General features: G+C 38.4%; 10 protein-coding genes. 4 read left to right on the plus strand and 6 right to left on the minus strand.

The features are described from left to right. Positions 1-10: 10 nt before the first annotated feature. The 3 genes from E4T88_RS03165 to E4T88_RS03175 form a co-directional block, all read right to left on the minus strand. Positions 11-943: a DUF3316 domain-containing protein gene (locus E4T88_RS03165; RefSeq protein ID WP_135104017.1), complete on the minus strand. Its 933-nt coding sequence runs from the start codon at positions 941-943 to the stop codon at positions 11-13. Beyond that, positions 918-3650: a DNA gyrase/topoisomerase IV subunit A gene (locus tag E4T88_RS03170; protein ID WP_135104018.1), complete on the minus strand. Its 2733-nt coding sequence runs from the start codon at positions 3648-3650 to the stop codon at positions 918-920. The genes E4T88_RS03165 and E4T88_RS03170 overlap by 26 nt, the downstream gene beginning before the upstream one ends. 258 nt (positions 3651-3908) lie before the next feature. Next, positions 3909-4691, minus strand: coding sequence for a TIGR02757 family protein (locus E4T88_RS03175; protein ID WP_135104019.1), 783 nt, complete (start codon positions 4689-4691; stop codon positions 3909-3911). A gap of 234 nt (positions 4692-4925) precedes the next feature. Here E4T88_RS03175 and E4T88_RS03180 point away from each other — a divergent pair, with 234 nt between their 5' ends. Next, positions 4926-5795, plus strand: a complete 870-nt coding sequence (locus E4T88_RS03180) for a mechanosensitive ion channel family protein (RefSeq protein ID WP_135104020.1) — start codon at positions 4926-4928, stop codon at positions 5793-5795. A 130-nt stretch (positions 5796-5925) separates the two neighbouring features. Then, complete coding sequence (locus tag E4T88_RS03185) at positions 5926-7626, plus strand: tetratricopeptide repeat protein (RefSeq protein WP_135104021.1); 1701 nt, start codon at positions 5926-5928, stop codon at positions 7624-7626. A 70-nt stretch (positions 7627-7696) separates the two neighbouring features. Here E4T88_RS03185 and E4T88_RS03190 read toward each other — a convergent pair whose 3' ends face one another. Next, on the minus strand, positions 7697-8395 hold the full coding sequence (locus tag E4T88_RS03190) for a carbonic anhydrase (protein ID WP_135104022.1): 699 nt from the start codon (positions 8393-8395) through the stop codon (positions 7697-7699). Between the two features lie 198 nt (positions 8396-8593). On the opposite strand from E4T88_RS03190, the gene E4T88_RS03195 reads away from it, so the two are divergent. Continuing rightward, on the plus strand, positions 8594-9547 hold the full coding sequence (locus E4T88_RS03195; protein ID WP_135104023.1) for an aldo/keto reductase: 954 nt from the start codon (positions 8594-8596) through the stop codon (positions 9545-9547). A gap of 74 nt (positions 9548-9621) precedes the next feature. Beyond that, entirely contained in the window at positions 9622-10389 is a 768-nt protein-coding gene (locus tag E4T88_RS03200) for a M15 family metallopeptidase (protein ID WP_135104024.1), read from the plus strand. A 91-nt stretch (positions 10390-10480) separates the two neighbouring features. Here E4T88_RS03200 and aspS read toward each other — a convergent pair whose 3' ends face one another. Together aspS and E4T88_RS03210 are read right to left on the minus strand one after the other, a co-directional pair. After that, positions 10481-12235, minus strand: a complete 1755-nt coding sequence (gene aspS / locus E4T88_RS03205; RefSeq protein WP_135104025.1) for an aspartate--tRNA ligase — start codon at positions 12233-12235, stop codon at positions 10481-10483. Between the two features lie 19 nt (positions 12236-12254). Further along, positions 12255-12545: a putative quinol monooxygenase gene (locus E4T88_RS03210; RefSeq protein WP_135104026.1), complete on the minus strand. Its 291-nt coding sequence runs from the start codon at positions 12543-12545 to the stop codon at positions 12255-12257. Positions 12546-12749: the final 204 nt, after the last annotated feature.

The following is a 12749-nucleotide window of genomic DNA, read 5'->3' on the forward strand; positions in this document are numbered from 1 at the left end:
CTTTTACTGCTTATTTCCCATTCCAATAGTCGATGCGGGCTTTTTCTTTTGGTTTCTTTACCCCTTCTATAGGGAATCCAATCACAAAGCTGTTTGTATACTGATGCGTTTGTATCTCATTTACTTTTGTCTGATACCATGAGCCCATATACCCCACTCTGATTGTATATTTGTTTATTGGGATATCCATCGATATGTAGTTGCGCAATGCTCGTTGATTGTGATAGGATGCGAAATTGACAAGTCCGACAGAGTTGCCTAACGAAATCTCGTAGTACGATTGTCCGTATTTAGGAGAGAACAATATTCCCATAAATGGAGAATCTATTTGCCAGCGCACAGCACCCCATTTGAATTTATAAGAGGCGGTAACAGACAGATTGAGATTGGAATATGCACGGGCAGAAGCCGGATTATTTCCATTTCGTTCATTGTACAATACACCGCCATTTATATCCCATAGTCCTCCTAGCCCGAGACGGAAGTTGTCGGTATTATAAACCATATAATGACCTCCTATCCTGTAGCTAAGAAGTGCCCAGTATTCCGATACATTTTTTGCGGGATTATCTCCTTTCGAAAGATCCAGTTCGAATATCTGCTGTTTATAGAACTTATAATCGAACCACGTCGTACGGCGCATCTGCTCATACATCAAATGAATAGAGAAACCCTTATACTCTAATGGCGATAGGTATGTATCGTACATGTTAGCAGAGCCGATAGAGACCGATAGGGCGTTGTTCGTTCTTAACGGTATAGGAACCCCTAAAGAGGAATCATCGATAACTATCGTTCTCTTTTGAGGGGCATAACCTTCAATTTCTACTGAATCAAGAGCATGTGTTTTATCAACAAGGTTTTGAGCTTGTAAATTAATAAAAACGCATACACTCAGAAATAATAGAAATATATATTTATTCTTCCTCCTCCTTATCATCATCTTTAAATAACGATTTCTGCCCTGTTATTTCATCCAAAATATCCGAGATGGGGCGATTGTCCACTTCATCATCGTCATCGTCTATCTGTACTTCAAATTTCTTTTCCTCTTCTTCTTCCGGTTCAGGAAAGCGGATAGGTTCAAGTTCTTTGATGTCGCCTATTTCGAATGTCGATAAACGCTTACCTTTAGCCTTGAAGCCTTTTACTGCAATAAATTCATCCGCATCTATTTCCAAGGCTTCACGATAACTATCGCGTCCGCCAAAAGTAACAAGAATACGAGGATAAACAACGTCTGTAAGAATCTTCAGTTTCGAGTTCGGATTATCTCCAAGGAAATTCTGTTTTTTTGCAGAAGATTCGAATGTAAAGCGTTTCAGATACATAAATTGCTGGTCGGCATCAAACAGAACGGCTGTCCAATTTTTATTTACGTCGAATTTCTCGATACGGATGATTCCGGCTTCGTAGTGATTCGTTACATCGAAATTGGAGGTGTAGAACTCTCCATTATCGTGTACAACCAATATTTGGTCTTCGCTTTGGAATTCTCCAAGGAATTTGCCTCTGCCATCATAGTTTAGGCGCAACACATCCTGATCGAACCAAACTTTGCGTCCGCCAAGTGTTGATCCACCCTTTTGTTTCAGTGATATTTTATGTACTTCAGCTTTCGTTAAGATATTTCCCATAGACTGACGTCCTTTGATGACAATATCGCTAAAGTCTTTTTCGAATACAAGTATTTTTTGACGAGGTTTCGGCTTCAGTATTACACGTATGGTTTCAGCTTCACCATTCGGGTTTGCACTGAAATAGGTGATACGAGAACCGTCTTCTCCTTGTGTTACATCGTATTCTTTATCACGGGTTATTCCTGTTACGGCAAAGCGTTTAATATACGAAGGGCCATTCTTGCCGTGGCGATAGACCACGTTATAGATCGTGCGCTTGTCGTTCCGACGGAAGACGTATAGATAAAGAATATTTTTACCGATAAACATCTTGTCGCTCACTTTTACAATCTTGTATTTACCGTCTTTGAAGAAGATAATTATATCGTCAATGTCGGAACAGTTGCAGACAAATTCATCTTTTTTCAGTGATGTGCCGATAAATCCTTCCTCGCGGTTGATATACAGTTTTTCGTTTGCTTCTACCACCTTTGTCGCTTCGATGGTATCAAAGCTGCGGATTTCTGTTTTGCGAGGAAAATCTTTTCCGTATTTTTCTTTCAACATTACAAACCACGAGATCGTATAGTCTACAATGTTTTCTATATTGTGCTTTATTTCTTCTATTTCGTCTTTATATCTGGCTATCAGTTCATCTGCTTTGTCGGAATTGAACTTGAGAATACGTCCCATCTTGATTTCCATCAATTTGAGTATATCCTCACGTGTAACCTCACGGATAAACTGTTTTGCATATTTAGCTAATCTCTTATCGATATGCTCTACAGCCATATCCATATTGTCAGCATTCTCAAACTCTTTGTCTTTGTATATACGCTCCTCGATGAAAATCTTTTCCAGCGAAGAAAAGTGAAGGCTTTCTTCCAGTTCACTCTTTTGTATCTCCAGTTCTTGACGAAGCAGGCTTAACGTATTGTCTGTAGTATGACGGAGTATGTCGCTTACTGTAAGGAAATAAGGCTTATTATCTTCGATAACACAGCAGTTTGGCGAAATGCTTATTTCACAATCGGTGAAAGCGTATAGAGCATCTATTGTCTTATCGGAAGAGACGCCTGCTGCCAGATGTACCTGTATCTCTACATTCTGAGCGGTGATATCATCTACCTTGCGGATTTTAATTTTACCCTTATCGTTGGCTTTCAAGATCGATTCCACAACAGACGATGATGTTCGTCCGTAGGGAATGTCACTTATAACAAGCGTTTTGTTGTCCAGTTTAGATATTTTAGCCCTAACCTTTACTGATCCGCCTCGCTCTCCATCGTTATACTTGCTGACGTCTATATAGCCCCCGGTTTGAAAATCGGGATAGAATGCAAATTTTTCTCCTTGAAGATGCGCTATGGCTGCATCGCAAAGATCATTGAAGTTGTGAGGAAGAATCCTAGACGAAAGTCCCACAGCAATACCTTCTGCACCCTGAGCTAGAAGTAAAGGAAACTTAACAGGTAGCGTAACAGGCTCTTTATTACGTCCATCGTATGATGGTTTCCACTCTGTGGTTTTGGGGTTGAAAATCACTTCCAAAGCAAACTTTGATAAGCGAGCTTCTATATAACGAGGAGCTGCAGCTCCGTCCCCTGTAAACACGTTTCCCCAGTTTCCCTGACAGTCTACCAATAAATCCTTTTGTCCCAGTTGCACCAATGCATCCCCTATAGAGGCGTCTCCATGCGGGTGAAACTGCATAGTATGTCCGATGATATTAGCGACCTTATTGTAGCGACCATCATCCATGCGCTTCATAGAGTGCATAATACGACGTTGCACCGGCTTGAAACCATCAGATATGTGAGGTACCGCACGTTCGAGTATTACGTACGATGCATAGTCGAGAAACCAGTTTTGGAACATACCCGAAAGATGTGTCTGATTGTCAGCCGTATCTTTTATCGGGACTTTATAGTCTGAATGGGATGCTGCATCAGCGTTCTCCAACTCATCATCCAATATTGGTTCGTCGTTATCTAAATTCTCTGGTTCGTCAATAATATCTTCAGGGAGCATATGTGTTTATTGGATTTAATAGCTACTAAAAAACTAGCTCAAAGATAGTTTTTTTTGCTTTGAATTCAAAATGAGAAAGGTGTTGTATATTGCAAATAAAAAAAATACAGAAATTTTATTTGTGTTTATTTATTTAGAATAAAATTGTCATATAATGAGGTCTTTGATATCTATAACAACTGAAATTTGAGAGCAGAAAGGTGACATGAAAAATATGTATAAAATGTGTCACTTTTGTCACCTTTGTTACTTTTTATTCTAAGGGATAATACATTTTTCTTCAATAGAAATACCAAACAGAGCGAAGTCATATTTGGCAGGGTCGTTGATATCCAGTGTTTTTAGACTTTCTGTTAGTTCTAGCGCTGCCCTCCAATCGGGTTTGTCTCGTTCCAGCAGACCTAGCTTGCGGGCGGTACGTTCTACATGAAGATCGAGTGGGCAAATCAACTTGGATGGGCTGATTTGTTTCCATAACCCGAAATCGACCCCTTTGTTATCATCCCTTACCATCCATCGTAAGTACATATTCAGTCGTTTGCATGCTGATTTTTGAACGGGAGAGGGGATATGCTTTCGTGTACGGTGAGGTGCATCGGGATGAGAAAAGAAGTATGCCTGAAAGTGATTGAGGGCTGCCTCTACATTCATGTCGGAGGATGGGAAGAAAGCTTCCTCAAGGCTGTTGTATTGAGTGAAGTGTCTTTTCATAAAGTCGATACAGTATAGCAAGTCTGTATCGTTGAATGTTCTGTGTTTAAACTGTAGGAGCTTTTTCAAGTCTTCTTCACTGTGTCCTTGTATGAAGTTATATGGATCGTTGTCCATTCTTTCTGCCAACTCTTTACATTTATTGATAATGGTTTTGCGTTGTCCCCATGCAAAAATAGCAGCAAAGAAACCCATTATTTCTTTATCCTGTTTGCTTGTGAAGCTATGAGGAATGGAGATCGGATCGTTATCGATAAAAGCAGGGGTGTTGTACTGTTCTACTTTCTGGTCGAGGAAGTTTTTGAGATCAAATATATTTATACCTTTCACTTGTCAATCTATTTTGGTAGGACAAAGATATAAAAAACAAAAGAGCAGAAAGTCTCGCTCTTTGTCTGTTGCATGTTCGACAAATGCGAGATCATTTATCTACTCTTAGAAAAGTACCATTCGAATCTGTAAAATTTGATTGTTAAAAATCTATTTTAATCCCGAATAAAATGACAATTGTATTGTATAAATATATAATTTTATGCTCGAATTATTGCACTTGTTATATAGTTTATGTTATTAGATATATTTTCTACTGATAGTCTGTCTGTTGTGAATGCGGAAGCCACGGTTTCAACCCTCGATAAGTTGCTTGACTATCTGCTTGATGTTTCGGTGGCGCTAGGTACAAAAATTGTAGCTTCAATTATTGTATTTATTGTTGGCCGCTGGGTGATTGGGTGGATAAGAAAGTTTTTTGATAAGTTTCTACTTCGCCGACGGATAGAGGAAACAGTGCGCTCGTTTTTGGATAGCCTGATCAATATTTCATTAAAGATTGTATTATTTCTTTTTATAGTAAATATACTAGGCATTCAAACTACTTCCTTTGCTGCTATATTAGCTGCTGCCGGGTTAGCCGTAGGTATGGCTATGAAAGATAATCTCTCTAATTTTGCAGGAGGTGTGATGCTGTTAATAAACAAACCGTTCAAAGTCGGTGATCGTATTGTTGCCCAAAGTACGGATGGTGTCGTTCAGTCTATTGGAATATTATATACTGTTTTGCTGACAGGCGATAATGTCACTATATTTATACCCAATGGCCCTTTATCTACCGGGAATATAACGAACTATTCAGCCCAGAAACAGAGGCGTATCGACCTCACGTTTAATATTAATTATGGAACAGATATTGACCTTGTAAAAAGTGTATTGCTCTCAGTTATTAAAGAAAACAAATCAATAAAAGATACCCCTACACCTTTTGTGGGTGTTACAGATGTTTCCAATGGCGTTATCAATGTAACAATACGGGTATGGGTGAATAGTGAGGATTATGGAAATACAAGTGTCAGTTTGAACGAGAATATATATAAGTCTTTCTCCGAAAAAGGGATCTATACCGCATCAACACTGAGTGTGAAAATGCTGAAAGATTAAAAAAAATTAAAAGTCTTAGGAATATTCAAAATAAGGTAATTGTATTTTATTTTCAGATGGAAATCAAGTAGCTTTGTGATACGAAGAATCGGAATTTAATAAATATATAAAACTAAATTACTTAAGTGTTATGAAAAGGCAGAAACTCATTCAATTCCTTTCGTTAGTAGCCTTTGTTGCTATCATAGCAACATCGTGCGGCAAAAAAACAATGCCTCCTTTGGCAAATTCTTTATTTACAACAAATCCTTCGCCGTTAGAATTGGTAGGGACTAAAGTTCCTGTTACAATAAACGGACGCTTCCCTGCTAAATGGTTCGAGAAAAGTACAACAGTTGTAGTTACACCGGTATTGAAGTATACAGGAGGTGAAACTCTTGGAACTCCTTATACATATCAGGGCGAAAAGGTAGCCGGAAACGGAATCGTAGTACCTTATGAAGCTGGTAGTGCTATAACAATGAAGTCTGAGTTTGATTATATTCCGGCAATGAAAAAATCGGAATTATTTTTACGCTTCGATTTTTACAGAGGCGGAAAACAAGTGGTTGGCTTTGGCGATGTAAAAATTGCTGATGGTGTAGTTGCAACTCAAGCCCTTGCAAATGCGGCTACTTCAGCTCCTGCTGTTGCTCCTGACGCTTTCCAACGCATAATCAAAGAAGCTTATGATGCTGATATAATGTTCTTGATCCAACGTGCAGAATTGCGTTCTAGCGAATTGAATTCTACAAACCTGAATGCATGGAAAGAATTGGTAAAAGAAGCAGATAGTAACGAGCGTAAGAAAGTAGATGTTGAAATTTCGGCATATGCATCTCCTGATGGAGGGTTCAAACTGAATGATCAGCTAGCTGAAAAACGTGAGAAGAATACAACAAACTATTTGACTAAAGAATTCAAGAGAAATAGTATTGATACTGAAATTAATGCTAAATATACAGCTCAAGACTGGGATGGATTCCAAAAATTAGTTCAAGCATCTAGCTTACAAGACAAAGATCTTGTTCTTAGAGTATTGTCTATGTATCCAGATCCGGAAACCAGAGAAAAAGAAATTAAGAATATCTCAGTTGTATACTCTGATCTAGCTGAAACTATTTTACCAAAACTTCGTCGTTCTCGCCTATTGGCTAATGTAGAAATAATTGGTAAGACTGATGAGGAACTGAAAAATGTTGCAGTAAGCGGTAACCTTGGAGACCTTACAGTAGAAGAATTGTTATATGCTGCTAACTTGAATGGTGTATCTAAAGAGAAAGTATATACTTTCGTTACTCAAAAATTCCCTAACGACTATCGTGGATGGAATAACCTAGGTGCATACTATTATAAGAACGGACAAAACAGCAGAGCGGTTCAGGCTTTCAATAAGGCTGCTGAAGTTTCCTCTCGTGCAGCTGAAGCGAATATGAACTTAGCTTTAGTGTCATTGGCTGATGGAAATACTGCTAAAGCAGAGCAACTGCTTGGTAATGCAGCAGGAGCTAACTCGTTAGGTGAAACAATGGGATTGATGTATATCCAAAAAGGAGAATATAACCGTGCAGTTCAATCGTTTGGTAACACTGTATCTAACAATGCTGCATTGGCTCAGATTTTGACTAAGAATTATAGCCGTGCTCAACAAATATTGGATGCAGTACTAACTAAAGATGCTACTACATATTATTTGGCTGCGATCGTAGCTGCAAGAACAAATAGTGCATCAGGTGTTGCCGGAAACTTAAAGTCTGCTATTCAGAATGGAGTTTCTCCTGCAGAAATAGCAAAAGATATTGAATTTGCTAAGTTCCTTACAAATCCAGATATTAAGAATATGTTATTCTAAAATAAAGCATATCATAAAAAAAGCTCAGCCGCAAAGGCTGAGCTTTTTTTATGACCAAAAACGAAGATTATTAAAGGTCTAAAAATTCAACCTCTCCTGATTCAATGTGGTAAATAGCTCCCACTATTTGAATCTTTCCTTCTTTATATTTTTCTGATAATATAGGTGTAGATTCTCTTAATTGCTTTACTCCATGTATAACATTTGCTTCGATAGCCTTTTGGTACTTATCCGAACCTTCTGTTTTGAAGACTTCGTTTTCTTCATCTTCACTGTTTAGCTTATTTACAATAGATTCTATATGACCTAATTTTTCGGCATGATCCGCATGCTGATGATCCGGATTGTGCTTGATATCCATGAATGCTTTTACTGCACCACAGCTAGTATGTCCTAAAACAACTATAAGCGTTGAACCAAGATGTTCCGCTGCATACTCAATGCTTCCTTCTTCAAAGTCAGCCATAACATTACCGGCTGTACGGATTGAAAATAGATCGCCGAGTCCTTGGTCAAATATGATTTCAGGAGATACACGGGAATCGGAGCAGCTGACAATGACAGCAAAAGGCTGTTGCCCACTTTTGAGTTCGTCAACTCTAGCCATATCCTGATGTTGGTGTAATGGAGTACTTGATACAAAACGGAGGTTTCCTTCTTTAAGTAGAGCTAAAGGATTTTCATTTGCTTCTTGAGCATAAACAGAAACGGTAATCAAACAGAGTGTTACAGCTGTTAAAGTTAATTTTAGATAGTTTATAATTTTCATAAATGTTATGTATGTTAAAAAATCGGGTAAAAGTATATAAAGATTCGGCTCATAATTCTTTTCGATTATGGAAATATTAATGCTCCATTGTTAAATATTATGAATAGATAAGGGGTAAATAGTATCATCTAAAAATTTAATAAATACGAGAATCCTAAAAGAAAATAAACTATCTTTATTCAAAATAAAACGAAAACGATGAAATATAACTTTTGCGGAAACAGTGGGTTACAGCTTCCTGAAATCTCATTAGGGTTGTGGCATAATTTCGGAGATGTAGATGATTTTGAAATGGCTACATCTATGATTTTACATGCCTTTGATAGTGGTATTACACATTTTGATTTAGCCAATAATTACGGCCCACCTCCCGGAAGTGCAGAGGCTAACTTTGGAAAAGTCTTAGCTAAAGAGCTTAAAGGACACCGAGACGAGCTTATTATATCATCAAAAGCAGGTCACTTGATGTGGAATGGCCCTTATGGTGATGGCGGTTCGCGAAAGTATATTATGGCAAGTATTGATCAGAGCCTGAAACGTACTGGCTTGGAGTATTTTGATATATTTTACTCTCATCGGTATGATCCTCAGACTCCGATAGAAGAAACGATGCAAGCCTTAGTCGATATTGTTCGCCAGGGGAAAGCTTTGTATGTAGGTGTATCAAAATATCCTCCGCAGCAATTGATAAAGGCTTATGAAATATTGAAGTCACAGAATGTGCCTTGTTTGATTTATCAGGACAAGTATAGTATGCTTGTTCGCAATCCCGAAATTGAGCATATGGCTATTAATAAAGAATATGGAGTAGGATTTATTGCATTTTCTCCATTAGCGCAAGGGTTACTTACGAATAAGTATCTGCATGGTATTCCTGAAACTTCCCGAGCTCACAAAAGCCATGGTTTTTTGCAGGAAAGTGAAATTACTCAGGATGTGATAAAACAGGTTTCTGCATTGAACGACTTGGCTCTACAGCGTGGTCAAACTTTAGCAGAAATGGCTTTAGCATGGCTGTTACATAACGAACAGGTTACATCTGTCATAATTGGAACAAGTTCTTTGAATCAGTTGAAAGATAATCTGAAGGCTAAAGAGAATGCCAACTTTTCTGCCGAAGAGTTGACCTTGATAGAGAAAATACTGAAGTAAAAAACATCCGTTTTTAATGACAAAAGAAGGATATATTATCATGATATATCCTTTTAAATTTTTATCTTTAGTATATGAAAAAGACAGTTATAGTCCTGATCTTTGTCTTTATTACCGGAATAAGCTTTTCTCAGAATAAAGATCAATATCCCGTAGCTGTATATAAGCTAATGAAGGCTTATCCCGAGAGCATTGTGGCTTTTGAGAACTCTAATATTGTCTTAAAAGACGGAAGAACTATCAAATATGAAGAAGGTGGAACGAAGACTCACTCTGATCTGATGAACAGTAACGATCTAGGAGATATCTTTACATATCCTTATATCAAAGGAAAGGTTGAGAATATTTCTAAGAATTACGATCCGGGACGAATAAGAAATGAAGAGCTCTTAAAGTTAATGTATGGGTCTACTTCAGCGGAAGTGCAAGCTAATTTGGTTACCATCACTTGGTGTCCAACGCTTGTAAACCAGACTCTGAGAGTGACGAAGATAAATGGTGTTGCGAAGCAATTGCAGAAAGTATCGGACGAATTCGATAAGCATCCCGAGTTACGGGAATACCTGTATAGTTCGGGCGTATTTAACTGGCGAAAGATAAGAGGAACAAACAGACTGAGCAGTCATAGCTTTGGTACTGCTATCGATCTGAATGTGAAATATTCCAATTATTGGCAATGGGACTGCCGTTGTAAATCAGAGGACGCAACTTTACAGTATAAAAACAGAATACCGCAACTTATAGTCGATATATTCGAGAAGTATGGATTTATTTGGGGAGGCAAGTGGTATCATTATGATACAATGCACTTTGAATATCGACCGGAACTTCTTATCGACTAAGACTATCCAACCGATAACAACACGTGTTTTTAAAACGAGAAAGCGCTCTAACTTCATAGTTAGAGCGCTTTTGACTTATATAGGATCTGTTTTATTCCTTTATTTCTACTTTCAAGTTCAGCTCCTCAAGTTGAGCCGGATCAAGAGTTGCCGGAGCATCTATCATCATATCACGTCCCGAGTTATTCTTAGGGAATGCAATACAGTCACGGATACTATCCAATCCTGCAAACAATGACACCAAACGATCTAAACCAAAAGCCAGACCAGCATGTGGAGGTGCTCCATATTTGAATGCATTCATCAGGAAGCCAAACTGTGCCTGAGCTTTTTCTTCAGTGAAGCCTAGTATTTGGAACATCTTATTCTGTAGTTGACTGTTGAAAATACGGACAGAGCCTCCTCCTACTTCTACGCCGTTGATTACCATATCATAGGCATTGGCACGAACTGCTCCCGGATCACTATCAAGCAAGGCTATATCTTCTTCTTTAGGACTTGTAAACGGATGGTGTTTTGCGAAATAACGTCCCAGCTCTTCATCTTTCTCTAACAGAGGGAAGTCAATTACCCATAGACAGTTAAACTGATTCTTGTCTCTTAGCCCAAGTTGATCTGCTACTTCTAGACGAAGTTCTCCTAGCTGTTTCTGTGCCTTTTCTGTTTCACCGCAGATAATTAGTATAAGGTCTCCCGGTTCTGCCTGACAGCGTTCTGCCCACTTCTTCAAATCCTCAGGGCTATAGAACTTATCTACAGAAGATTTTAATGAGCCATCCGCCTCGTAGCGGGCATAGACAAGCCCTTTTGCTCCTATCTGCGGGCGTTTTACATAGTCAGTCAGGGCATCAATCTGCTTACGGGTATATGAAGCTCCTCCTTTAGCGCAGATAGCTCCTACGTATTCAGATGAATCGAATACGACAAAATCTTTACCTTCTGTCAAGTCTTTTATTTCTACGAATTCCATACCAAAACGTGTATCCGGTTTATCAGAACCGTAATACTTCATGGCATGCGCATAAGTCATACGAGGAAAATCAGGAATATCAATTCCCTTTACAACTTTGAACAGATGCTTTGTTAATCCTTCAAACATATTTAGCACATCCTCCTGATTAACATACGACATCTCACAGTCGATCTGAGTAAATTCAGGTTGACGGTCTGCTCTCAAGTCTTCGTCACGGAAACATTTAACGATCTGGAAATATCGATCAAATCCCGAAACCATCAATAGCTGTTTGAATAATTGCGGCGATTGTGGCAGTGCATAAAATTCACCCGGATTCATACGAGATGGTACAACAAAGTCACGTGCCCCCTCGGGAGTGGAACCAATAAGAACAGGTGTTTCTACCTCAAGGAATTGACGCTCGTCTAAATAACGACGTGTTTCGAATGCTATTTTGTGACGAAGTTCAAGGTTTTTTCTTACCACATCGCGACGCAAATCAAGATATCGGTATTTCATTCTTAAGTCATCGCCGCCATCAGTATTGTCTTCTATCGTAAATGGTGGTGTATCTGATGTATTTAATATTACAAGTTCGTTAACGATAATCTCAATATCGCCGGTAGACCTGTTGGGGTTCTTACTCGAACGCTCTTCTACGTTACCTGTCACCTGCAATACGTATTCGCGACCTATTTTATTCGCTCGCTCGTACAAGTCGGCATTGATATCTTTACTGAATGACAATTGAGTAATACCGTAACGGTCGCGGAGGTCGATAAATGTCACTCCACCACCAAGCTTGCGGACAGCGTTTACCCATCCGGCTAACGTTACTTCTTTGTTTACATCTGCAAGAGTTAATTCTCCGCACGTATGATTCCTATACATATATATTATTTGATGATATTTAATACACTTTTTTGATTATATCTACAGACAGACTTTCCACTTTTCCTTCTATCGCTTTTACAAAAGCCTTGAAATGATCCGTATTATTATGCTCATCTATTGCAGCCTGAGACTTCCAAACTTCCAGAATTGTATACTTTAAAGGGTTCTTTACATCTTGATGCAAATCGTATGAGATATTCCCATCTTCTTTACGTGTGCCATCTACCACATTTTGAAACACTTTTTCCAATTCTTCCTGAAATTCGGCTTTAACTACAATTACAGCAACAATCTTCAATTCTGTCATAGCTTTTATTCTTTTATAATCTTTAAGGTTACAAAAGTAACAAAAGTAACAGATATAAGTATATTTTCTGTTTGTTACTTTTCTTGTCTCGCTTTGTTTTTATGTGTTTTGAGACATCAAGTATTTACTCTATTCTTTCTGTATCACTTTTTGTCTGTCAGCTACCTATCTGTTGTATCAAAGATCTTTATATTAGACAATCTT

Source organism: Dysgonomonas mossii (genome assembly GCF_004569505.1).
Taxonomy (GTDB): domain Bacteria; phylum Bacteroidota; class Bacteroidia; order Bacteroidales; family Dysgonomonadaceae; genus Dysgonomonas.